Raw genomic sequence first — 23,387 nt, 5'->3', positions numbered from 1 at the left:
GCGACGGATTCAGGAGTGGTGCGGCTGATGGTCTTCCAGCGATACCGGCCAGCGGCGGAAAATCATCAGCGACCAGACCAGCGCCACCAGTGCCGGAATGGCGCCGACATAGCCGACAGAGGCCATCGACAGATGCAGACTCACCTGGCTGCCGACCAGCGCCCCGGCGCCAATGCCGATATTAAAGATGCCCGAGAACAGGGACATGGCGACGTCGGTGGCATCCGGCGCGGAGGCCAGCACTTTCACCTGCATACCGAGGCCAATAATCATGATTGCCACCCCCCAGAAGATGCTAAGCAGCATCAGGTGGTGCGGGTTATGCGAGGCCGGCAGAAGCAGCAGCAGGCAGGCCAGCAGCAGGCCGATTGCCAGGCTTATCAGCCCTGACGCATGCTGGTTACCGAGCTTGCCGAACAGAATACTGCCGATAATACCGGCCCCGCCAAGGATCAGCAGCAGCACGGTGGCAAAGTTGCCGCTCAGGCCTGCCACGGTCTGGACAAAGGGCTCGATATAGCTGTAGGCGGTATAATGGGCGGTCACCACCACCACGGTCAGAATATATACGCTGACCAGCGCCGGGCGGCGGAACAGCACCGGCAGGCTTTTCAGCGAGCCAGAATGTTCGCTCGGCAGGGTCGGCAGCAGTTTCACCAGACAGGCCAGGGTGGCTAACGCGCCGAGGCCGATCGCCAGGAAAGTCATTCGCCAGCCAAAGTACTGGCCGATAATGCGGCCAATCGGAATACCAAATACCATCGCCAGCGCGGTACCGGTGGCGATCAGGCTCAGCGCCTGCGCCCGTTTACCCGGCGGCGCCATGCGGATAGCCAGCGCCGAGGTTATCGACCAGAACACCGCATGCGCAAAAGCGATGCCAATGCGGCTGATCACCAGCACGTCAAAACTCCAGGCAAAAAACGACAGGACGTGGCTGGCGATAAACAGAATAAACAGGCCGATAAGCAGGCGCCGGCGCTCCACTTTGCTGGTTAGCAGCATAAACGGCAGCGACATCAGCGCCACCACCCATGCGTAGATGGTCAGCATCATGCCCACCTGCGCGGTTTCCATGCCGAAGCTGTCGGCAATATCCGACAGCAGCCCGACAGGGGCAAATTCTGTAGTGTTAAAAATAAACGCGGCAATGGCCAACGTCACGACACGTAGCCACGCTACCTTGCGTGAGACCGTATTCGTAGTCATAAGCTCTGGACTGGTGATTCAGGGGAAGATGTGACGCTGATCTTAAAACGATTGCTGGCGAAAAGACAATCATTTTGTGATCTGAGTCTCATTTCATCGCAAGGGGCTGGCTGCGGTTAAGCAATTAATTTTGCTATGGATAGTGTCAGGAAGACGCTTTTATGTCATGTTGAAGGAAAGTAAAAAAAGTAAGGACAGTGTATGCAGGAAATTCAATTTTATCTGGTCGATGCTTTCAGCGATAAAAACTTCGGTGGCAATGCCGCTGCCGTATGCCCCCTCAGCGAGTGGTTAGCCGACGATGTGCTGCTGAAAATGGCCCAACAGCATAACCAGTCCGAAACGGCTTTCTTTGTCCGTACCGACGAGGGTTATGAGCTACGCTGGTTTACCACACTCGCCGAGATCAACCTCTGCGGCCACGCGACCCTCGCCGCAGCGCACGTTATTTTCGAATATCTCGACCATCCTTCGGCGACGATTCTCTTTAGCACCCGCTTTGTTGGTGAACTGCGGGTCACCCGGAACGGCGACTGGCTGACGCTCGATTTTCCGGCGTGGTCGACAACCCCGGTGGATAACCCACCGGCAGATTTGCTGGCCGGGCTGGGACTCGAGGCCGCCGTTGAAGTGCGGGAAGGGCGCGATTATCTGGTGGTGCTGGCGGATCGCCAGCAGGTTGAAGCGGTGCAACCGGATATGGCGCGGCTGCGAACGCTGGGCAAAATGATCTGCGTCAGCGCGGCGGATGAGGAGTATGACTTTGTCAGCCGCTTCTTCTGCCCGGGGGAAGGGGTGCCGGAAGATCCGGTCACCGGTTCCGCCCATAGCATGCTGATCCCCTGGTGGGGCGAAAAACTAGGGAAAACCACCATGATGGCGCGCCAGGGTTCCACCCGCGGCGGCGACCTGCGCTGCCAGTGGCAGGGCGACCGGGTGCTGATCGGCGGCCAGGCGACCACCTATCTGCGCGGAACGATTTACCTGCGAGGGTAACAATGTGTTTACGCCCGGTGGCATCCCCTACCGGGCGGATTGGACTTAATGTTGTTCAGCAGCATTAAGGACGGGTGATTTTTCACCCTTGTCATTGATAGGTTCAATTTTACCCATCAGGAACAGGTAGTTGATTATCCCGATAACGACCAGAATGGCCGAGAAAATCAGTGCCCAGTTGAATGAGCCTGTCGCAGCAACGATCGCACCCGTAATGATAGGACCGACTGCGCCTCCCATATTCGAAACCGTATTTTGCAGCCCAGCGACAATTGAGACGCTATTTTTGGGGGCAACATCACCCGGTAAGGCCCAAACCTGTGATGCGGCGACCGTCGTGCCTGATTTGGCGACACACAAGAGAAAGACGGTCATAAACACAGAGTCGGTAAATGGTGCAAAGCCGATACAAAGTGCCATAAGCAAGCCGATAGTCAAAAACAGTTTACGGGTCGCTGTGAGAGACAGTATTTTCTTATGTACCAGACGATCTGAGGCCCAGCCAGCAAAAACCTCAATCACCATCCCGCATAATAAAGGCAGAGCGGCTACCATTCCCATTTTAATAAAATCCATACCTTTCTCTTTTACCAGGTAAGTGGGAAGCCAGGTAATGAAAAAATAGGACGTATAATTGATGGTAAAAAAACCGATGCACATTGCCCAAATGTTACGATAACGCAAGAGCTTATACCATTTCATTGGCAATACGGTTTTGTCGCCGTGATGTTGTTTTTGGCCATCGCGAATAATACGCACTTCTGAAGGACTGATGCGTTTGTGTTCTTCTGGGTTTTCAGCATAGATAAAATACCAGGCGATAACCCATAAAATGCCCACACTGCCGATGATCAAAAAGGTCAGTCGCCAGTCAAAGGTGTAGATCATCCAGACGATAAGCGGCATGGCAATCGCCCCGCCAAATTTTGACGCACTATCGAAGAGTCCGGATACGGTGGCGCGCTCTTTATCCGGAAACCAGCGTGCGGCGATCCCGGCGTTGCTGGGGTAGGCGGCGGCCTCGCCAACACCTAAAGCCAGTCGCAATGCCAGAAGTGATTTAAAACCCGTGGCAACGCCCATCATTGAGGTGGCAATTGACCACCAGGCGACGGCTAAACCAAGACCTTTTTTCTGACCAAAACGATCGGCGAACCATCCTGCGGGGATCTGTAATAACGAGTATGACCAAAAAAAAGCCGCCATGATAAACCCCATCATTTCGGGGTCGAGTTTCAGTTCATCTATTAGATGTGGGGCTGCGGCAGATAATACTGTCCGGTCGATATAGTTAATGGCAATAGCCAACCACATTAATCCGGCTATCCACCAGCGAATACGAGTAGTGTTAGCTGTCGTGTTCATATATTCGGCTCTGAGTAGATGTTCGTTATATTGGTGGGAATGGCATGCTTCCCACCTCGTTATTTACAGCGAATTCATAATGTTTTCAGGTCGTTCACCGCGACAGACGCAGCTAATAATATTGTTGACGCAGCGCGCGCTAATATTGCTAATTGCGCCATCCGTATATCCAGCAATATGAGATGTTGGCGCAAAATTCGCAAGCGTAAATAAAGGGTGCGTAGCGCAAGGCTCCTCGAGAAAAACGTCAGCTGCGGCTCCGGCGAGGTGTCCTGATTTCAGTGCTTCATACAAAGCGTGTTCATCAACAATGCCGCCTCTGGAAACATTAATCAGGAATGCCCCTGATTTCATCTGTTGCAGCCGGGCGGCATTAAACATATTTTCAGTTTCCGGGGTTAAAGGGGTATGCAGGCTAATAAAATCACTTTGCGCCGTCAGAGTATCCAGTGAGACATATTCAATCTGGTGTTCTTGTGCAAATTCTCTGTCTGGCCAGGCGTCGGTGGCGAGCACTCGCATATTGAATCCGCGCGCACGTCGCGCCACTTCCTTACCAATATGGCCTAAACCGACGATCCCCAGCGTTTTGCCATACACATCAGTGGCAAAAATACGAGGCCAGTTGCCTGCTTTCGTTTCACTGATGGCCTGAGAAATCTGGCGGGCAGTATTGAGAATTAAGCCAAAAGCAAAATCGGCCACCGCATGCTTGTTGGCATCAGGAACGTTAGTGACAAAAATTTTGCGCTGACGCGTAGCGTTAAGATCGATGTTATCCACACCAACGCCATGTTTGCAGACAATTTTAAGCCTGGGAGCTTTTTCCAGCAGAGATTCATTGATGTCGGTAAAGGCGACAATCATCGCTATGGCATCAGGCAGATGCTGAGCCAGCATTTCTGTCGAGGCATCGGCAGGCAACATGACCAGTTCCAGATCGGCCTCTTTCAGCGCTGAAATGGGCGCATCGTTGTATTTGGCGAATGAGGGCGAGGTGCAAATTACTTTCATAACCGTTTCCTGTTTACTGGCGACGCGTAGCGTCGCAAATACAAGGTCTTGCCCCAGCCAGTGAAGGCCGGGGCGGATACGTAAATTAGTGAAGGTAGGTGTTAATGATATTTTTAATCTGCTGCAGCTGTTGGTCACTGAACTGCACCGCGTAGCGGCTGTCGCCCACCTCATGACCCATTAGCTGCAGAGCTTTCTTCACCGCCGCAGGCGAGAACGCCACTTTATACAGATCGGTGCGCAGGCCCGTTACCTGCTCCTGGGCCTGGCGCGATCCGACGATATCCCCGGCGTGAAAGCGCGACCAGATGGCGTTAATTTCCGCGGGCGCGACGTTGGCAAGCCCCGAGATGCACGCCGAACAGCCGTCGACAAATCCCTGATGGATTAGCGAGTCCGGTCCGTTCAGAACGTCGAAACCGTCGATATCGCGCACCGCGTCGAGAAAACCTTTCAGGCTGTCGTAGCTGCCGGCGCTATCCTTAATGCCGACAATATTCTCGTGCCTGGCCAGCTGACGCGCGGTCTCCGGGGCAATGGTGTTCCCGGTGCGGGCGGGAATGTTGTAAAGAAAAAGCGGGACGCTCAGCGCGTCGGCGATCGCCGTATAGTGGTTAATCAGCTCTTCCTGCTTCAAGGGCACGAACCACGGGGTAATGGCCGATACCGCGTCAACCCCGAGGCGGGCGATCTGCTGGCCCAGCCGGAGAGTCTCGCGGGTGGAAACCTCCCCGATATGGGCCACCACCGGGACGCGACCGGCCGCTTCTTCCACACAGGTTCTGGCGACGGCGATCTTCTCTTCCTCATTGAGGACAAAAAACTCGCCGTTGGTGCCGCCGCAGAAAATACCGTTGCCCGCGGCGATCTGGCGCTGCACCTGCTGGCGTAGCGCTGGCAGGTTAAGCGCGCCCTCGGCGGTAAAGGGGGTGACGATGGCGGTCAGTACGCCGCTGATAGCTTTCCTCATTTTACTTTCTCCTGTTAGGCATGTTCTGGAAACAGCGTCTGGTAGATGGCCGCGATCTCTTCGCGGCTGACGCTGCAGGGGGCATTGTTCATCAGGCGTTTAACGTTTTGCGCCGCCGCGCTGAGGGCGGGAATGCTCTCCTGCGGCACGCCGAGCGCGGCCAGGTTGTCCGGCAGGGGCAGTCGTTTTACCAGCGCCGCCAGCCACGCGACCAGCGCATGGGATTTCTCTTCCTCGCTGAGCGTGCGATCCGCGTCGGGGATCAGATCCCAGACCTGAGCAAATTTCGCCACCGCGTGGGGGCGGATCACCCGCATACAGGGCGCCAGAAGAATGGCGTTGGCCACTCCGTGCGGCAGGTACCAGGTGCCGCCGAGCGGATAGGAGAGCGCATGCACCAGGTGGGTGCCCGCATGGTTAATCGCCGCGCCGCCGTACCACGAGGCCCAGAGCATCTCCAGCTTCGCCGTCAGATCCTGCGGCTGATTCACCGAGCGTTCGATATGGCGCACCAGCTTGTGCAAACCGATTAACGCGGCGTTATCGCTTACCGGGTTGGCGACGGTGGAGGTAAAGCACTCCAGCAGATGGCACAGGGCATCGATGCCGGTCGACGCCGCGATGCTGGCCGGCATGCTGGTGGTCAGCTCCGGTAGCAGGGCGACATAGTCCGGCAGGAGCACCGGGGAGATGACCCCCACTTTGGTCTGCTGCTCGGGGATTGCCAGAATGGCGTTCGGCGTCGCTTCGGAGCCGGTCCCGGCGGTGGCCGGGATCAACAATGAGCCGATCCGCCGTTGCGGCTGCTCGCCTGCCAGCAGGGCCGTCAGAGCGGGCGCCTCAGGGTGCAGAAGTACGGACAGCAATTTTGCTACATCCAGCACGCTCCCCCCGCCGATGCCAACAACCAACTGTGGCTGGCTGGCGCCCAGCTGGCTGACGATCTGCGCCACATCGTGATGGCTGGGCTCGGCCGGTACCGTGTCAATGACCTCAACTTCACGTCCCTCAGCCGCCAGCAGGCGATGGATCGCCTGGGTTGCTTCCAGCGCCCCGACGTTCTTGTCGGTCACCAGCAGGATAGAGGTTTTACCGGCCAATAACGGGAGCAGAGCCGATGAGGCACCCGCCCCGCTAATAATCGTGCTGTGTATCGTCGCCACGCGTTTCTCCTTGGTAGCAATTGATTATTTTCAATCATTCGTGAGTTATGGAACTCGTCTGGTGGGGAAAAGTTATAATTTATACGGCGGGTTAATAACTTGAGCTTGCTCACATTTAATCAAATATGATTGAATATAATCAATTCATGATTTCATCGACCACAAGGCAGGACAATGAACGACGGCAATAACAACGTGCTGGTGTTGGCGGATGACTTTACCGGGGCCAATGACGCCGGGGTCAGCCTCGCAGAGGCGGGAATGGCGGTGGAAGTGGCATTCACCGCCGGGCAGACGTCATCCGTGCGGGCATTAATTCTCAACAGCGACAGCCGGGCGATGACCGCCGCCGAGGCGGCGGATAAGGTCACCGCTCTGCTGCGCGACGCAGCGACATTCGTCCCACACTGGCAGGTAAAGAAGATCGACTCCACGCTGCGCGGGAACCCCGGTGCCGAGCTGGAGGCCATGATGGCGGTGCAGAACTGCCGGGTGGCGGTGGTGGCCCCGGCGTATCCGGCGGCCGGGCGGCATACCCGTGACGGACGCTGCTATGTGTACGGGGTGGCCCTCGATCAGACCGAATTTGCCAGCGACCCGAAAACGCCGGTGAGCCGGGCGGAGATTAGCGAAATTATCGCCATGCAGAGCCGTCTTCCCTGTCTGACCTTGAACGCTACCCAACTCCCGGCGGCATTAGCGATGGCGGGCGAGGAGAAGCGAGTATTGATTGTCGACGCCTGGGAAGACGGCCACCTGGATCAGGTGATCGACGCGGTCGCGCCCCATGCGCGGGAGACGCTGCTGGTCGGCTCGGCGGGACTTTGCGAGGCGCTGGCCCGCCGCCTTCGCCGCAGCGAGCAGGGGCCGCTGCTGGCGGTGGTTGGTTCGATGAGCGAGATGGCGCAGCGCCAGGTCGCTGCGCTGCAGGCCCACCCCCGGGTGAGGCAGATTGAGATTGACGTGGCGCGGGTCTTTAGCGGCTCGCCTGAGGATGAGGCCCGGCGGATCGCCGGGGTGCTGCGTGAGGGGCAGCACTGCGTGGTGACTACCCGCCCGGACAGCGCTGCCCGGCAGGGGATAGAAGCCCGGTGCCGTGAACAGGGCCTTAGCCGTGCCGCATACGGCGAGCACATCTGCGCCTGGCTTGCCGACGTCACGGCGCAGGCGGTGGCGCAGTGCCCTCCGGGCGCGCTGTATCTTTCCGGTGGCGATGTAGCCATCGCCGTCGCGCACGCGCTGGGTGCCAGCGGTTTCCAGATCCGTGGCCGGGTGGCGGCCTGCGTTCCTTACGGGCATTTTCTCGGTTGCCGCTGGTCGCGGCCGGTGATGACCAAAGCCGGAGGATTCGGCACCGACACCACGCTGTTACATGTTGTGAATTTTATTGAGGAGAAACTGAGTGTCTAAAATGATTGCAGTCACAATGGGCGACCCGGCAGGTATTGGTCCGGAGATTATTATTAAATCCCTCGCCGAGGGGGCGCTGAGCGGCGCGCCGGTGGTGGTGGTGGGCTGCGCGCAGACGCTGCGGCGGATCCTGGCGCTGAATATCACGCCGCGGGTAGAGCTGCGCATCATCGACCATCCCGCCGAAGCAGTATTTACCCCGGCGACGATTAACGTTATCGATGAACCGCTCAGCGATCCGCTGGGGCTGCGTCCTGGCGAAGTCCAGGCTCAGGCGGGCGATCTGGCATTTCGTTGCATCAGACGGGCGACCGCCCTCGCACTGGAGGGCGCGGTCGCGGCCATCGCTACCGCACCGCTGAATAAAGAGGCGCTGCATCTCGCCGGGCACGCTTATCCCGGCCATACCGAACTGCTGGCCCACCTGACGCAGACTACCGATTACGCCATGGTGCTGTATACCGAGAAACTTAAAGTTATCCATATCACTACCCATATTTCCTTGCGCCAGTTCCTCGATACCCTCAACCAGCCGCGGATTGAGACGGTGATTGGCGTGGCGGATCGGTTTTTGCGCCGCGTCGGCTATCCGCGTCCGCGTATTGCGGTCGCCGGCGTCAACCCGCACGCCGGGGAGAACGGCCTGTTTGGCGATGAAGAGATCCGCATCGTCGCCCCGGCGGTCGCCGCCATGCAGGCGCAGGGGATAGCGGTCACCGGACCCTGCCCGCCGGACACCGTGTTTATGCAGTGTCATGAAGGGATGTACGACATGGTGGTGGCGATGTACCACGATCAGGGGCATATCCCGCTGAAGTTGCTCGGGTTCTATGATGGAGTGAATATCACCGCCGGACTGCCGTTCATCCGCACCTCAGCGGATCACGGCACCGCGTTTGATATTGCCTGGACAGGTAAAGCGAAGTCTGAGAGCATGGCAACCTCCATTGAGCTCGCCATGCACATCGCGCAGGAATAACATGAAGGGATATAACCGGTTAGAGCAGATTATGGACTTCCTGAAAAGCCATAATCTGGTGACAGTCGACCAACTGGTGGCGGCGACCAACGCCTCACCGGCCACCATTCGCCGCGACCTGATCAAACTCGATCAGGAAGGGGTAATCAGCCGCACGCACGGCGGGGTGACGCTAAACCGGTTTATTCCTTCCCAGCCGACGACGCTGGAGAAAGCCCAGCGCAGCCCGCTGGAGAAGCAGGCGATCGCCAGTGCGGCGGCAGCGCTGGTGAAAGCCGGCGACGCTATCGTGCTTGATGCTGGCACCACCATGATTGAGCTGGCGCGGCAGATCACCCATCTGCCGCTGCGGGTGATCACCAGCGATTTACATATCGCGCTGTTTTTGTCGGAATTTAAGCAGATTGAAGTGACGATTATCGGCGGGCGCATCGACGACAGCAGCCAGTCGTGCATCGGCGATCACGGCCGCCGCCTGCTACAGACTATCTGGCCCGATCTCGCCTTCGTCAGCTGCAACGGCTGGGACCTTGAGAAGGGGATCACCGCCCCGACGGAGGAGAAGGCTGCCCTGAAGCGCGATCTGATGGCCAATGCCCGGCGGCGCATCCTGCTGGCGGACAGCTCGAAATACGGTGCCTGGTCACTGTTCAATATCGCTCCGCTGGCGTCGTTGACCGATATCGTCACCGACGCCCATCTTCCGGAAAAGACTCGCGAGGCGCTGGAGACCCTGTCCCCGCAGCTGATCATTGCCGACTGACTCGCAGGCTGCCGTCAGGGCAGACGGGCGATATTGGCTTTGATCACCTCTATCGACTGGCTGAACTTCGCCTGCTCCTCGCCGGCCAGCTGCAGTTCAATAATCTGCTCCACGCCGCCCTGGGCCAACACCGCCGGCACCCCAGCCGCTGCGCCGCTGACCCCGTACTCGCCGTCAAGAATACAGGAGACCGCCAGCGCGCGGTGACTGCCGGTGAAGATATTGCGGCAGATCTCGGCGATGGTGCCTGCGACGCCATATTCGGTGCAGCCTTTTCCGGCGTAGATCTCAAATCCCAGCTTGCGCACTTTGTCAGCCATCGCCTCGCGATCGAGCGGCAGCCCGGTGCGCTGCTGGTAGAGGTCGGCGATCGGCGAGCCGTACACCGAGGAGTGCGACCACACCGGAAACTGGGTATCGCCATGCTCGCCGAGGATAAAGGCGTCGATGCTCTGGGCGCCAATCTCCAGTTCCTGCGCCAGCAGGCGACGCAGGCGAGTGGTATCCAGCCACACGCCGGTGCCCAGCACCTGGCTGCGCGGCAGGCCGGACAGCTGCCATACCTGCCAGGTGATGATGTCGCACGGGTTGGTGGCCACCAGAAAGATGCCGTTAAACCCGTTGGCCATCATCGTCGGCACAATGCTCTTCACAATCTTCGCGGTGGCGGTTAGTTCATCCAGCCGGCTCTGGCCTGGGCGCAGCGCGCCGCCGGAGACAGTGATCACCGCGATATCGACATCGGCGCAGTCGCTGGCCTCGCGGGTGTAGATGGTCATCATCCCTGGCAGGTAGGCCGCGGCATCGCTCAGGTCCTGAGCGTGGGCCTCAGCGCGCTGTTTGTTAAGGTCGACGAGGATCAGCTCCTCGCAAATGCTCTGGTTGAGCAGGGCGTAGGCCGCCGACGCGCCGACGTTGCCGGCGCCAATAATCATTACTTTACGGGCTTTGGTGTGCATATTGAGGTCTCAAAAACGAACGACAGACAATAAAATTACTGTGTTTCAGCAAGTTAGCGCAAGAGGCGGGCGGCAATATAAGTTAATGCTATGCCGGGAAAAGCCGCCGGCCGCGCTACAGTGGTGTAAAAAAAGGAGCCCGCCTATGTACACCATCACCGACATCGCCGCCAACGACGCGGAATTTACCGCCCTGATTGCCGCCCTCGACGCCTGGCAGGAGACACTCTATCCGGCAGAGAGCAACCACCTGCTGGACCTTAGCCAGCTGCCGCCGCAGACGGTGATCGCCCTGGCGATCCGCAGCCCGCAGGGCGAGGCGGTTGGCTGCGGGGCTATCGTCCTTAGTGAGGAAGGTTTTGGCGAGATGAAGCGGGTCTATATCGATCCGCAGCACCGTGGCCAGCAGCTGGGAGAAAAGCTGCTGGCGGCGCTGGAAGCGAAAGCGCGTCAGCGCGACTGCCATACGCTGCGCCTGGAGACTGGTATCCATCAGCATGCGGCGATCGCCCTCTATACGCGCAACGGCTACCAGACCCGCTGCGCGTTTGCGCCGTATCAGCCCGATCCGCTCAGCGTGTTTATGGAGAAACCGCTATTTGCCGATCTTCGTTCAGCAGCGCTATAAACGCCTCCAGCTGGCGGGTTTTGGCGCCCCGGCGCCACACCAGCCAGGTGGTGAGCCAGCGCCACTCTTCGGCCAGCGGCCAGGCGGAAACCTGCTGATGGCCGGGCATGCTCTCCAGCATGCTGCGCGGGATCAACGCCAGGCCAGCGCCGGCGATGACGCAGGCCAGCATCCCGTGGTAAGACTCCATCTCGTGGATCCTGCCCGGGGTCGCTCTGTCGGCATGAAACCAGCTCTCAAAATGCCGGCGATAGGAACAGTTGGCGCGAAAGGCGTAGACGTTGGCCCCGTTCACTTCGCTGGCGCGGGCGATGGGTGCGTGGCCGTAGGGTGCGACGATCATCATCTCTTCAGGGAACACCGGCAGCCCCTCCAGGCCCGGATGCACCAGAGGGCCGTCAACAAACGCGGCGCTCAGGGCGCCTTCCAGTACGCCGTCGATCATCGTCCCGGAAGGGCCAGTGGAGAGCGCCAGATGAATTTTCGGGTAGCGCTGGTTAAAGTGGGCCAGAGTGCTGGGGATCCGTACCGCCGCGGTGCTCTCCAGCGAACCAAGAGAAAACAGCCCCTGGGGTTCGTCGCCCGCCACCACCATTCGCGCCTCGTCCACCAGGGCGAGGATCTGCTGACTGTAACGCAAAAAGCTGTGTCCCGCAGGCGACAGGCGCAGGCGCTGGTTCTCGCGGATAAACAGCTCAACGCCGAGGTCGGCCTCCAGCTGGCGGATGCGGGTGGTGAGGTTGGACGGCACGCGATGCACTTTCTGCGCCGCCTGGGTAATGCTGCCGGTGCTGGCGACAGCGTTAAACATCTCTAGCTGAGTCAGGTCCATGGTATTCTTCTTTTGTGAATGCGTTGCTTAATATTATTCATTTTCAATGAATGGAAAGGTAAGCCAGAATATGGTTACTTCGCAAGCAACGAGAGAGAGAATCACGATGAATTTATCTGCAACGCACGCCGTCTCCGTCAATCCGACTACCGGTGAGGTGGTCTCCTCGCTGCCCTGGGCCAGCGAAAGTGAGGTCGATGCGGCGATAGCGCTCGCCGCCGCAGGCTATCGCCAGTGGCGTCAAACGCCGCTCGTCGACCGCGCCGACGCCCTGCGCCGCATTGGTGCCGCGCTGCGCGCCCGCGGTGAAGAGGTGGCCCAGATGATCACTCTTGAGATGGGCAAACCGATCGCTCAGGCGCGCGGCGAGGTGGCGAAATCGGCCAACCTCTGCGACTGGTACGCTGAACACGGCCCGGCGATGCTGGCGACGGAAGCCACCCTGGTGGAAAATAATCAGGCGGTGATTGAGTATCGTCCGCTGGGCGCCATTCTGGCGGTCATGCCGTGGAACTTCCCGGTCTGGCAGGTGCTGCGCGGCGCGGTACCGATCCTGCTGGCCGGCAACAGCTACTTGCTGAAGCACGCCCCGAACGTGATGGGCAGCGCCCAACTGCTGGGCGAGATTTTTGCCGCCGCCGGTCTGCCGGAGGGGGTGTTCGGCTGGGTGAACGCCACCAATGACGGCGTCTCGCAGATCATTAACGATGACCGCATTGCGGCGGTGACCGTCACCGGCAGCGTCCGCGCCGGGAAAGCGATTGGCGCCCAGGCGGGCGCAGCGCTGAAGAAATGCGTACTTGAGCTGGGTGGCTCCGATCCCTTTATCGTGCTCAACGATGCCGACCTGGATGAGGCGGTGAAAGCTGCCGTCACCGGCCGCTATCAAAACAGCGGCCAGGTATGTGCGGCGTCGAAACGCTTTATTCTCGAAGCCGGCATTGCCGACGCCTTCACCCGCAAATTTGTCGACGCTGTCGCGGCGCTGAAGATGGGCGACCCGCGCGATGAGCAAAACTACGTCGGACCGATGGCGCGGTTCGATCTACGCGACGAACTGCACCAGCAGGTAACGGCGACCCTTGATGAAGGGGCGACGCTGCTGCTGGGCGCGGAAAAAATCGAAGGGGCAGGCAACTACTATGCGCCAACGGTGCTGGGCAACGTCACCGCCGGAATGACCGGCTTTCGCCAGGAGCTGTTTGGCCCGGTAGCGACCCTGACCACCGCTCGCGACGCTGACCACGCGCTGGCGCTCGCCAACGACAGCGAGTTTGGCCTGTCCGCTACGGTCTATACCACCGACGAAACGCAAGCCCAGCGCTTTGCCCGCGAGCTGGAGTGCGGCGGCGTCTTCCTCAACGGCTACTGCGCCAGTGACGCCCGCGTGGCCTTCGGCGGCGTGAAGAAGAGCGGGTTTGGTCGCGAACTGTCGCATTTTGGTTTGCACGAGTTCTGTAATGCGCAGACCGTCTGGAAAGACCGTCACTAATACATCGTTCGCCCCCTGACGACCGTCGTTCTCGTCTGCTATACTCGCCCACCGAATTTAGATGGTGGGCAAGGAGCCGCGTGTGGCGACGGTGATCAATAATGCAATGCTGGAAGCCATTCTGGCAGAAATCAGGCCGCTGATTGGCCGCGGAAAAGTGGCGGATTATATTCCGGCGCTGGCCAGCGTCAGCGGCGACAAGCTTGGTATCGCGATCAGTACGGTGGACGGTCAGCACTTTGCCGCTGGCGATGCCCATGAGCGTTTTTCCATCCAGTCTATCTCCAAGGTATTGAGCCTGGTGGTGGCCATGAACCACTATCAGGAAGAGGAGATCTGGCAGCGGGTGGGAAAAGATCCTTCCGGGCAGCCCTTTAACTCCCTTTTGCAGCTGGAGATCGAGCAGGGCAAACCGCGCAACCCGTTTATTAACGCCGGGGCGCTGGTGGTTTGCGACATGCTGCAGAGCCGGCTCAGCGCGCCGCGCCAGCGGATGCTGGAGATTGTCCGCCGTCTGAGCGGTGTGGCTGATATCGCCTACGATCCGGTGGTGGCTCGCTCTGAGTTTGAGCATTCGGCACGCAACGCCGCCATTGCCTGGCTGATGAAATCCTTCGGCAATTTCCATAATGACGTCGCCACCGTGCTGCAGAATTATTTCCACTACTGTTCGCTGGAGATGAGCTGCGTTGAGCTGGCACGCACTTTTCTGTTCCTTGCCGACCGCGGCATTGCCCCGCATCTCGACGCGCCGGTTATTGCGCCCATTCAGTCCCGCCAGGTGAATGCCCTGATGATGACCAGCGGCATGTACCAGAACGCCGGGGAATTCGCCTGGCGCGTTGGCCTGCCGGCGAAATCAGGCGTTGGCGGCGGGATTGTGGCGATTGTGCCGCAGGAGATGGCGATCGCGGTGTGGAGTCCGGAACTTGACGACGCCGGGAACTCGCTGGCCGGCGTGGCGCTGCTGGAGAAACTAACCCAGCGCATGGGGAGGTCAGTGTTCTGATGAACGATCAGGATCGCTTGTTTGCCCGCCTCGCGCGCTCGACGTTTCGTTCACGTTTTCGGCTGGGCACAAAAGAGCGGCAATACTGTCTCGATAAGGGGCCAGAAGTGATTGATCGGCATGCGGGCGATTTTATCCGCCAGCGGCTGGCGCCTGCAATGCCGGCCAATGATGGCAAGCAAACGCCGATGCGCGGCCATCCGGTGTTTATCGCCCAGCATGCGACCGCCACCTGCTGTCGCGGCTGTCTGGAAAAATGGCACGCCATTCCCCAGGGCCGTGCGCTAAGCGAAGAAGAACAACACTATATTGTGCAGGTGATCCACCACTGGCTGGTACTGCAAATGAACGGCCCGTCTGTGCGGTAATCTGCATTTGATCGGCGCCAGAGTATGCCTGATAAATAATCTCATGTTATGATAATCCGCTAACTTACTATTAACATAATAATTGCCTGAAACAATTAGACGGATAATTACTGAATGTCTTCACTGTCGATTCGGTCATTTACGCTGTTTCGTGAAGAACAACCCGTGCGCGACGCACTGGTCTTATTTACGTTAACGCTACTGCTGCATTTTCTGGGCGCCATGCTGCGTCTGGTGCAGGAGCTCTCTTTCTTCTGGCCGCTCAATGCTGTGATGGCCGGGATTTTTGCGCGCTATGTATGGCTTAACCGCAGTTATTTTTATGCCGTCTGTTTTGCGGCAATGCTGGTTTATGACGGATTAACCTCGCGCTGGGGGATGGGCTTTGCCTCATTGCTGATTAACTTCTCCAATATTGTTTTTATTGTGACGCTGGCGCAGCTGGTGCTGTGGGATAAACGCCGCGCCGATTCCATGCCCGGACCGATAAATGCGCTTAATTTATTCTGTTTCTGCCTGCTGGCCGCTTTGTTGTGTGCGGCTGTTGGCGCACTGGGGTCGGTAGATGTCGAGCGCGCAATGTTTATTCCCCAGCTGGCGGACTGGTTCAGCGAACAGTTCTCGACAGCGGTGCTGATCCTGCCGTTTATTCTGACGCTGACCTTGCCTTCGGCATTAAGCGGTTTTCGCTTTCGCCAGCTGTTGCCGGTGCTGGCGCTGGTCCTGTCAATTGCGCTTGGCGTGGCGGTGGGCGGCGCGGGCAGCATTACCTTCCCGTTACCGGCGCTGATCTGGTGCGCCGTTCGCTATCCGCTGCCACTGACCTGCCTGCTGACTTTTCTCACCGGCATCGGCGAAATACTGCTGGTCGCTAACTCGTTAATTCATTTTTCGCCAGATGCGCGAATGCAGCCGTGGCAGCTGTTTTCCACTCGGCTGGGAATTGCGGCCATGCTGATTAGCCCGGTGATTGTCGCTTCCAGCGTCGAGGCGATTAACATGCTGGTCAAACAGCTGGCTCTGCGCGCCGATTTTGATTTCCAGACCCGCGTCTATTCCCGTTCCGGGCTGAGCGAAGCGCTGAAGCGTCACGCGTTGCCAGCCGATAAGCTGCTGACGGTGATGGTCCTGGATATCGATGGCTTTAAGCGGGTGAATGACGCTCTGGGCCACGAGGGCGGCGACTGCGTGCTGACCCAGTTTGCCCAGCAGGTTCGGCAGCTGGTGGGTGAGCAGGGGATGGTGGCCCGTATTGGCGGCGAAGAGTTTGCGGTCGCCACCGTCGTCGACAGCACCCAGCAGGGCTATTTACTGGCGGAGAAGATCCGTCAAGGAGTGGAAACGCAGCCTTTCGGTCTGGGCCAGAATCCGATCCACTTGACCATCAGTATGGGACTGGAGACGCGCGAGGTGGGGCATACCCGCATCACCGAGCTGTTTAATCAGTTGCTGCTGGCGGCGGACGACGAGATGGTGAAAGCCAAACAGACCGGTCGCAACCGTATCTGTATGCCAGCACTGACGGAAAGCGCGCCATAAGAAAATCCTATACGCATTCTGCTTGTGTTAATTATTGGTTAAAAACATAGTGATGTGGTCGATAACAGGGAGCTTTTATGACCACATCCTTTTCACTGCGCACGCTCTCGCGTGACGATATTCTCCATCACCTCCCGGCACTAAGCGAGATCCTGGCAAGCTGCGTCAACGGCGGTGCCTCGGTGAGCTTTATGCTGCCTTTCGCGCCGCAAACGGCGATAACGTTCTGGCAACGCACGGCCGACAGCGTGGCAGCCGGGGAGCGCATCGTGCTGGCCGCCCTTGACGCTGATGAATGTCCCGTCGGCACTGTGCAACTTATCACCAGCCAACCGGAAAACCAGCCCCATCGAGCGGATGTCGCCAAATTATTGGTTCACCAAAATGTCCGCCGACAGGGAATTGCCCAGGCGTTGATGAGCGAGCTGGAGCGTATTGCCCGGCACGAAGGGAAGACGGTGCTGGTGCTGGACACGGCGACCGGCAGCGGGGCAGAACAGTTCTACGTCCGCTGCGGCTGGGAAAAAGCAGGGGAAATTCCGCGCTATGCTTTGATGCCTGACGGCGAGATGACCGCCACCTCACTATTTTATAAGTTTCTTCCCTGACGGCCACTTTTGCAGATTGCTTTGATCAAAACAGGGTTTCACTGGTAGCAAAACCTGATAACTTATTGGACCAATTACTCAGGTTGTATGACTACTATTAGAGGGAACCCATTGTGAAAACTTTAAACCGTCGTGATTTCCCCGGCGCGCAGTACCCTGACCGTATCATTCAGTTTGGAGAAGGTAACTTCCTGCGCGCATTCGTTGACTGGCAGATTGATCTGCTCAACGAGCATACCGACCTTAATGCGGGCATCGTGGTCGTGCGGCCTATCGCCACAGATTTTCCGCCGTCGCTGAACACCCAGGACGGCCTTTACACCACCATTATTCGCGGTCTGAACGAGAAGGGCGAAGCGGTCAGCGATGCGCGTCTGATCCGCTCGGTCAACCGGGAGATCAGCGCTTACGCAGACTTCGACGCTTTTCTACGCCTGGCGCATAACCCGGAGATGCGGTTTGTCTTCTCCAACACCACCGAGGCGGGCATCAGCTACCATGCCGGGGATCGTTTTGACGACGCGCCGCCGGTCAGTTATCCGGCGAAACTGACCCGCCTGCTGTTTGAGCGTTACCAGCATTTCGCCGGTGCGGCCGACAAGGGATGGGTGATTATTCCCTGCGAGCTGATCGATTATAACGGCGAGGCGCTGCAGGCGCTGGTTCTGCGCTATGCCACCGAATGGGAACTGCCACAGGCATTTATCGCCTGGCTGACCTCAGCGAACACCTTCTGTTCGACGCTTGTGGATCGCATAGTAACCGGGTACCCGCGCGATGAAGTGGCGGCTATCGAGGCACAGACCGGCTATAAAGATGCCTTCCTTGATACCGCCGAGCATTTCTATCTGTTTGTAATCCAGGGGCCTGCTTCGCTGGCCAGCGAGCTGCGTCTCGATAAACTGGCGCTCAATGTGCGCATCGTGGACGATATCAAGCCGTATAAGGAACGCAAAGTGGCGATCCTTAACGGGGCGCACACCGCCCTGGTGCCGGTGGCCTTCCAGGCCGGGATCGACACTGTCGGTGAGGCGATGAACGATGCGGAGATTTGCGCGTTTGTCGAAAAGGCGATTTATGAGGAGATTATTCCGGTGCTGGATCTGCCGCGCGATGAGCTGGCATCCTTCGCCAGTGCCGTGACCGGGCGCTTCCGTAATCCCTATATTAAACATCAGTTGCTCTCTATCGCCCTCAACGGCATGACCAAGTACCGCACCCGTATTCTGCCGCAACTGCTGGCAGGGCAGAAAGCGCATGGCACACTGCCGCCGCGCCTGACGTTTGCCCTGGCGGCGCTGATCGCCTTTTATCGGGGAGAGCGGCAGGGTGAAAGCTATCCGGTACAAGATGATGCCGACTGGATGACGCGCTATCAAACGCTGTGGACCCGCCATCGCGATGGCCAGATGAGTACCCGCGAGCTGGTCACCACCGTGCTCAGCGTGGCGGATCACTGGCAGCAGGATCTGAGCCAGATCCCAGGTCTGGTGGAACACGTCACCGCCGATCTTGACGCTATCCTGACCCACGGTATGCGCGACGCCGTCAAACCTCTGTGCTGATAGTCCATCTATACACCCGGCTGCGGCCGGGTTTTGCAGGATCTTCTTTAGTTACAACATACTTTTATATTAACCCGTTACCGCCGGTCGGTAACTCCTCTACAAAGGGCTTTTTAGTGCCATATCGCGCTTCCTAAGGGGAGAATTGCCGTTAAGTCGCTTGAACAAATATCAGCGCAGGAAAATAATGGCCTGAACACATATTTCCTGCCAATGTTCGCAGGCTAATTCATTCATCTGTAAGGAAACTCGCATGGTCATCGATATCCGGGAAATACGGCCGCACGACAAAGCCGGGTGGCTTCAGCTTTGGGAAGGCTATACCCGTTTCTACGGCAGCCCGCAGCCGGAAGAGGTGACCGAATACACCTGGCAGCGGATGCTGGATGTTAACTCGCCTGTATTGGGAAGGGTCGCGGTGGTAGATGATGCGGTAGTAGGGTTTGCTATCTGCGTTCTTCACGAGGGAACCTGGGTCACCGCACCGATCTGTTATCTTGAAGATTTGTTCGTCGATCCCGTTTTCCGGGGACAAGGCATCGCCAGAACCATGATTAAGGCACTACAAAGCGAAGGGACGGACAAAGGCTGGTCGCGCCTGTACTGGCATACGCGTCGTGATAATCCCGCCCGTCATCTGTATGATGAGTTTACCCCGGCTGACGATTACGTACGCTACAGGATCACGCTTACGTCCTGAAGCGGTAAGAGGTTGTTAAGCTTTTCCCGCTATAACAGGGGAAACAGGCTCAGGAGAAGCAACGATGGAAAAACGTCTGGAAACAGTGGTCAATCTGATTATGTTTCTTTCGCTATTGGCTACGGCCTGGGATCTCTCGCTGGTGCATCATCTCGCCTGGTAGCAAATGATATAGTGCTGAAACGCGGCGCCTTTTGCGGCGCCGCCTGTCTTATTCATCCGCCATTTTCCCTGCACTAAAACTCCAGTCCTCCAGTTGGTTAAACTGGACAACCACCATCACGTCCTGCGGGCTGACCGCCATCTCATTGCTTAATCGCGCACAAAGCCGACGATAAAGACTCTGTTTCTGCGCCCGGCTGCGCGGTTTTCCGGCAAATATATGAAACAGCACGAAGCGGGCGCTGCGTCCGGCGCTGAGGTAGTGCGGGTCAAAAATACGCTGTTCGTCAGCGGTCTGTTCGATAAACTGAAATTTATCTGCTGACGGCACGTCAAACTCCGCCACCAGACACTCATGAAAGAGCGCCGACAGCTGAGCACACTCCGCGGGACGCCAGGCGGTACCAAGTGAAATTCGGGTCAGGGGCATGGCGCCTCCTGTGCGTTCAGGCAGGTTAGTGCGCTGGCTGCCGCCGGCCAACCGGCATAGAACGCCAGATGGGTAAATAATTCGACAATTTCTTCCCGGCTCAGGCCATTTTGATAGCCGAGCGCGATGTGCCACGGCAGCTGTTCAGTTTTGCCCAGCGCCGTCAGGGTGGATAGCGTAATCAGGCTGCGTTCGCGGGGCGACAGCTCGCTGCGTGCCCAGATATCACCAAACAACACCGTTTCGGTCAGCTCGGCTAGCTTTGGCGCGATAGCAGCCAGCGTTCGGCGATCGACAGGAGGAGTACTCATAATGATTCTCTTTGCAGGTTGAAGGAGTCATCACTGTCGCACGCTGACTAACATATTGAATATCGCAACATTCAGGATTATCAATCCTGAAAATCAGGATAGTATAGCAGATCCTTTACACCGTTCATCGCCAGGTTTTTCTACACACCCAGGGCAACGGTCAGGCGGCGATCTTTCGCGCCACGATAAACAGCCGTGGGAACCGCAGGAGCACCTTTCCGTTACACTGTAACGGATAGTGTGCGGCCAGCAATTCGAGATAACGTGTCAGAAAGGCGCGTCTGGCCTGCTCGTCCAGGCCTGCCAGATAGGGGCGTAACCCGGTACCCTGCAGCCAGTCGACAATCGCCTGATGAGAAGCGAGAGGATGGAAATAGGTGGTGCGCCAGATATCAACTTCACAACCCTGGCGGGTCAGCATATCGTACCAGGCGTCCGGCGGGAGTAAGGGCTGGCGGCCGCGGTCCGGCAACCCCATTTCGCTGGCAACCTGACGCATCAGGGTATGGGAGGGTTCCTGCCAGTTATCGGGCATTTGCACGGCAAGCGTCCCGTTGTCCGCCAGCTGGTTCACCAGATGGGGAAAGAGCGTCTCATGATCCGTAAGCCACTGCAGCGAGGCGTTGGCATAGATCACGTCTACCGGTTGCGCGGGCTGCCAGCGGGCAATATCGGCGTTAATAAACTCGCAGTCGGGTAAAGCCTGCGCCGCCTGGATTAACATGGCCGGGGAGTTATCGATACCGACAATCGTCGCCAACGGCCAGGCGGCGCGCAGCAGGCGGGTACTGTTTCCCGGCCCGCAGCCGAGGTCGACGGCGTGCTCGACCTGCAGATGGGCGATACGCGAGAGCAGATCGGCCGCGGGGCGGGTACGTTCAGCATCAAATTGCAGATACAACGAAGGATTCCAGTCGGCCATCGGGTGCAGTTCCTGTATGAGGAGGGAGACAGGGAAAAGCATAGAACGCGTCAGGCGGCATGTCAGCGATTAATGAACCTCAGCGGTCACTTTTGTACGTGACAGTGTCACAAAATAGAGCGTGGCTGGATTGCATCTGAGCTGTTAGCGGATCCTGGGATTGAGACGTTGCAGGCAATGCTTCTGCGCCCGTGGCGGGCGCAGACGCCTATTCAGCGTTCTTAAGCGCTTCGGCGCGGCTGGCGGTGGCGTAGACAAAATCCAGCATCGGCTCGAGATCGGTGTCATAGCCAGCCTGAATAATTTTGCCTCGCAGCCATTCGATTTCACTGGTGATATCGGGATGAAAAATGTTGTTATCCTGCGCCCGGCGCAGCCATTTCAGCAGAAAGTTATTCTTTCCTCTGATACCGCCCGATTTTTTCGATTTTCCGTGCATCTTCAGCGCGACCAGGACGCAGTAATAGAAATGAACGCGCTGATTAAAACTTTGGTGCATGTCTGTGTTTCCCGCCAGAATCAGGAATTCACCGTGTGGGTCAGTGATTCGGATTGGACTACGGTACCGGGCTGGATCGTTGCGCGAACTCTGTTGTCTACCGGTACCGTCCATGCATCTGTTGCCAGACGCTGAAGGAATGTTGGCATGGAAGCCGAATCGTCGTCAATTACCGATTCATTTTTTGACCAGGAGCGGGGCCTGGTCAAACTAGGCTTGTGACATCATCCGCTGTTGCCGATGTATGCGGAAAATTAGCAGGAATGCGAACGCCACCACGATCGCCGCCAGCAGATACAGCGTGGCGAGATCGTAGAACCCGGCGACCCAGCCGGCCAGCGGCCCGGTCAGCCCCAGCGCCAGATCAAGAAACGCCGAGTAGGTGCCGAGGGCGGTTCCCTGATTTTGCTCTTCAACCTGTTTTACCGCCTCAACCCCTAAGGCCGGAAAGACCAGCGAGAAACCCGAACCGGTGAGAAAAGCGCCGACGCCGGCCATCCAGGCTGACGGCGCCAGCCAGATAAGCAGCAGGCCGAGACTTTCGATGATGAAGCAGGCCAGGGAGACCGGGACTCCGCCAAAGCGGGTAATGGTATTTCCCAGCACCAGGCGAACGCAGATAAAGCCGACGCTGAACAGCGAAAGGGTAAACGCGGCGCCCTGCCAGCTGTGCGCGGCGAAGTAGAGGGTGATAAAGGTGGCGATAACGCCGAAACCAACGGTGCCAAAGGCCAAACCCAGACCATAAGGCCAGATTTTTCGCACCACCGCGTGAAAGGGCGCTCTGGCGCCGGCGGTCACCCTGACGTCCTGGCGGGTACGAGCGAACAGCAGACCGATGGCCGCAACCAGCACTACCACCGTAGCAAAGCCGCTGATGCCAAAATAGTGATTAAGGGTAACTCCCAGCGGCGCCCCGACCGCCATCGCCACATAGGTCGCCACGCCGTTCCAGGAGATAACCCGTGACGTGTGGATCGCGCCGACGGTTTTGATCCCCCACAGGGTGGCGCCGGTGGCGGTAAAGCTCTCGCCGACGCCGAGAAACACCCGCCCCGCAAGCAGTGCGGCAATGGCCAGCATCGGCGTTGCCTGCAGGACGACGGCCAGTAGCGTGAAGGCGCCACTGAGCAGACAGCAGACGATCCCGAGGCTGACCACTTTTTTCGGCCCCCAGATATCGGTATAGCGCCCGGCGTGGGGCCGGCTTATCAGTGTTGAGATGTACTGCAGACTGATCACAATTCCGGCCACAAAGGTGCTGTAGCCCAGCTGATAGTGAATATAACCCGGCAGAACGGCCAGCGGCAGACCAATGGAGAGATAGCAGATACAGGTAAAAACAACGATCGAAATAATGCGCAAATTGAGTTGTGTAGTGCTGACGGAAGTGCTCATAGGGATAAGGGGTTAATACAACGGGATGTGTAGCATAGCGCGCCGCGAGGACGCTGGCGAGTCGCGACCGCGTTTTATCGGTAACCGACGGGAACG

At 58.1% G+C, this 23,387-nt stretch carries 24 protein-coding genes; 12 read left to right on the top strand and 12 right to left on the bottom strand.

The features are described 5' to 3' along the window. Positions 1-9: 9 nt before the first annotated feature. Positions 10-1,209, bottom strand: a complete 1,200-nt coding sequence (locus LGL98_RS13065; RefSeq protein WP_136034138.1) for a sugar transporter — start codon at positions 1,207-1,209, stop codon at positions 10-12. A gap of 201 nt (positions 1,210-1,410) precedes the next feature. On the opposite strand from LGL98_RS13065, the gene LGL98_RS13060 reads away from it, so the two are divergent. Continuing rightward, positions 1,411-2,205, top strand: a complete 795-nt coding sequence (locus tag LGL98_RS13060; protein ID WP_136034140.1) for a PhzF family phenazine biosynthesis protein — start codon at positions 1,411-1,413, stop codon at positions 2,203-2,205. Between the two features lie 45 nt (positions 2,206-2,250). Here the strand turns inward: LGL98_RS13060 and LGL98_RS13055 are convergent, their stop codons facing one another. The 4 genes from LGL98_RS13055 to LGL98_RS13040 form a co-directional block, all read right to left on the bottom strand. After that, a complete protein-coding gene (locus LGL98_RS13055; protein ID WP_099441791.1) occupies positions 2,251-3,570 on the bottom strand; it encodes an MFS transporter in 1,320 nt (439 codons plus the stop codon). Between the two features lie 63 nt (positions 3,571-3,633). Further along, the gene (locus LGL98_RS13050; RefSeq protein ID WP_136034143.1) at positions 3,634-4,584 is read right to left on the bottom strand and encodes a phosphoglycerate dehydrogenase; all 951 of its coding nucleotides are present in this window, start codon (positions 4,582-4,584) and stop codon (positions 3,634-3,636) included. Between the two features lie 85 nt (positions 4,585-4,669). Beyond that, positions 4,670-5,554, bottom strand: a complete 885-nt coding sequence (locus tag LGL98_RS13045; RefSeq protein WP_136034145.1) for a dihydrodipicolinate synthase family protein — start codon at positions 5,552-5,554, stop codon at positions 4,670-4,672. 14 nt (positions 5,555-5,568) lie between these two features. Next, on the bottom strand, positions 5,569-6,717 hold the full coding sequence (locus LGL98_RS13040) for an iron-containing alcohol dehydrogenase (RefSeq protein WP_136034147.1): 1,149 nt from the start codon (positions 6,715-6,717) through the stop codon (positions 5,569-5,571). Between the two features lie 174 nt (positions 6,718-6,891). On the opposite strand from LGL98_RS13040, the gene dtnK reads away from it, so the two are divergent. Genes dtnK through LGL98_RS13025 form a run of 3 tightly spaced genes read left to right on the top strand, consistent with a single transcriptional unit; the run spans position 6,892 to position 9,869 of the window. Continuing rightward, the gene (gene dtnK / locus LGL98_RS13035; protein WP_136034149.1) at positions 6,892-8,127 is read left to right on the top strand and encodes a D-threonate kinase; all 1,236 of its coding nucleotides are present in this window, start codon (positions 6,892-6,894) and stop codon (positions 8,125-8,127) included. Beyond that, positions 8,120-9,106, top strand: coding sequence for a D-threonate 4-phosphate dehydrogenase (locus LGL98_RS13030; RefSeq protein ID WP_136034151.1), 987 nt, complete (start codon positions 8,120-8,122; stop codon positions 9,104-9,106). The genes dtnK and LGL98_RS13030 overlap by 8 nt, the downstream gene beginning before the upstream one ends. 1 nt (position 9,107) lies before the next feature. Next, positions 9,108-9,869, top strand: a complete 762-nt coding sequence (locus tag LGL98_RS13025) for a DeoR/GlpR family DNA-binding transcription regulator (protein ID WP_136034153.1) — start codon at positions 9,108-9,110, stop codon at positions 9,867-9,869. 14 nt (positions 9,870-9,883) lie between these two features. Here the strand turns inward: LGL98_RS13025 and LGL98_RS13020 are convergent, their stop codons facing one another. After that, positions 9,884-10,828, bottom strand: coding sequence for an L-lactate dehydrogenase (locus tag LGL98_RS13020; protein ID WP_136034155.1), 945 nt, complete (start codon positions 10,826-10,828; stop codon positions 9,884-9,886). 145 nt (positions 10,829-10,973) lie between these two features. On the opposite strand from LGL98_RS13020, the gene LGL98_RS13015 reads away from it, so the two are divergent. Further along, positions 10,974-11,456: a GNAT family N-acetyltransferase gene (locus LGL98_RS13015; RefSeq protein WP_136034157.1), complete on the top strand. Its 483-nt coding sequence runs from the start codon at positions 10,974-10,976 to the stop codon at positions 11,454-11,456. Here the strand turns inward: LGL98_RS13015 and ptrR are convergent. Continuing rightward, positions 11,410-12,288, bottom strand: coding sequence for a putrescine utilization regulator PtrR (gene ptrR, locus LGL98_RS13010; RefSeq protein ID WP_136034159.1), 879 nt, complete (start codon positions 12,286-12,288; stop codon positions 11,410-11,412). The two genes, LGL98_RS13015 and ptrR, sit on opposite strands and share 47 nt — an antisense overlap. Positions 12,289-12,394: 106 nt before the next feature. Between ptrR and sad the strand changes: the two genes are divergently transcribed. The 7 genes from sad (at position 12,395) to LGL98_RS12975 (ending at position 19,569) form a co-directional block, all read left to right on the top strand. Further along, entirely contained in the window at positions 12,395-13,780 is a 1,386-nt protein-coding gene (gene sad / locus LGL98_RS13005) for a succinate-semialdehyde dehydrogenase (RefSeq protein ID WP_136034161.1), read from the top strand. 106 nt (positions 13,781-13,886) lie between these two features. After that, a complete protein-coding gene (gene glsB, locus LGL98_RS13000; protein WP_227673413.1) occupies positions 13,887-14,789 on the top strand; it encodes a glutaminase B in 903 nt (300 codons plus the stop codon). After that, complete coding sequence (locus LGL98_RS12995; protein ID WP_136034162.1) at positions 14,789-15,157, top strand: DUF4186 domain-containing protein; 369 nt, start codon at positions 14,789-14,791, stop codon at positions 15,155-15,157. Before glsB ends, LGL98_RS12995 begins: the two co-directional genes overlap by 1 nt. 114 nt (positions 15,158-15,271) lie before the next feature. After that, complete coding sequence (locus tag LGL98_RS12990; protein ID WP_168435401.1) at positions 15,272-16,696, top strand: GGDEF domain-containing protein; 1,425 nt, start codon at positions 15,272-15,274, stop codon at positions 16,694-16,696. A gap of 77 nt (positions 16,697-16,773) precedes the next feature. After that, positions 16,774-17,304 (top strand): GNAT family N-acetyltransferase, encoded by a 531-nt coding sequence (locus LGL98_RS12985; RefSeq protein WP_136034164.1) that lies wholly within the window; start codon positions 16,774-16,776, stop codon positions 17,302-17,304. Positions 17,305-17,417: 113 nt separating this feature from the next. Then, on the top strand, positions 17,418-18,869 hold the full coding sequence (locus LGL98_RS12980; protein ID WP_136034166.1) for a tagaturonate reductase: 1,452 nt from the start codon (positions 17,418-17,420) through the stop codon (positions 18,867-18,869). Positions 18,870-19,122: 253 nt separating this feature from the next. Further along, positions 19,123-19,569 (top strand): GNAT family N-acetyltransferase, encoded by a 447-nt coding sequence (locus LGL98_RS12975; protein WP_136034167.1) that lies wholly within the window; start codon positions 19,123-19,125, stop codon positions 19,567-19,569. Positions 19,570-19,780: 211 nt separating this feature from the next. Here LGL98_RS12975 and LGL98_RS12970 read toward each other — a convergent pair whose 3' ends face one another. The 5 genes from LGL98_RS12970 to LGL98_RS12950 form a co-directional block, all read right to left on the bottom strand. Then, complete coding sequence (locus LGL98_RS12970) at positions 19,781-20,161, bottom strand: tautomerase family protein (protein ID WP_136034169.1); 381 nt, start codon at positions 20,159-20,161, stop codon at positions 19,781-19,783. Continuing rightward, positions 20,152-20,472, bottom strand: coding sequence for a carboxymuconolactone decarboxylase family protein (locus LGL98_RS12965; protein WP_136034171.1), 321 nt, complete (start codon positions 20,470-20,472; stop codon positions 20,152-20,154). The genes LGL98_RS12970 and LGL98_RS12965 overlap by 10 nt, the downstream gene beginning before the upstream one ends. 160 nt (positions 20,473-20,632) lie before the next feature. After that, the gene (gene tam, locus LGL98_RS12960; RefSeq protein WP_136034173.1) at positions 20,633-21,394 is read right to left on the bottom strand and encodes a trans-aconitate 2-methyltransferase; all 762 of its coding nucleotides are present in this window, start codon (positions 21,392-21,394) and stop codon (positions 20,633-20,635) included. Positions 21,395-21,602: 208 nt separating this feature from the next. Further along, the gene (locus LGL98_RS12955) at positions 21,603-21,893 is read right to left on the bottom strand and encodes a hypothetical protein (protein WP_004205945.1); all 291 of its coding nucleotides are present in this window, start codon (positions 21,891-21,893) and stop codon (positions 21,603-21,605) included. Between the two features lie 210 nt (positions 21,894-22,103). Beyond that, on the bottom strand, positions 22,104-23,291 hold the full coding sequence (locus LGL98_RS12950) for an MFS transporter (RefSeq protein ID WP_136034175.1): 1,188 nt from the start codon (positions 23,289-23,291) through the stop codon (positions 22,104-22,106). Positions 23,292-23,387 lie beyond the last annotated feature (96 nt).

The sequence above is a fragment of the Klebsiella africana genome (assembly GCF_020526085.1).
Classification (GTDB): domain Bacteria; phylum Pseudomonadota; class Gammaproteobacteria; order Enterobacterales; family Enterobacteriaceae; genus Klebsiella; species Klebsiella africana.
The sequence above is the reverse complement of the archived record's forward strand: the minus strand, read 5'-3'. Positions and strand labels throughout refer to the sequence as shown.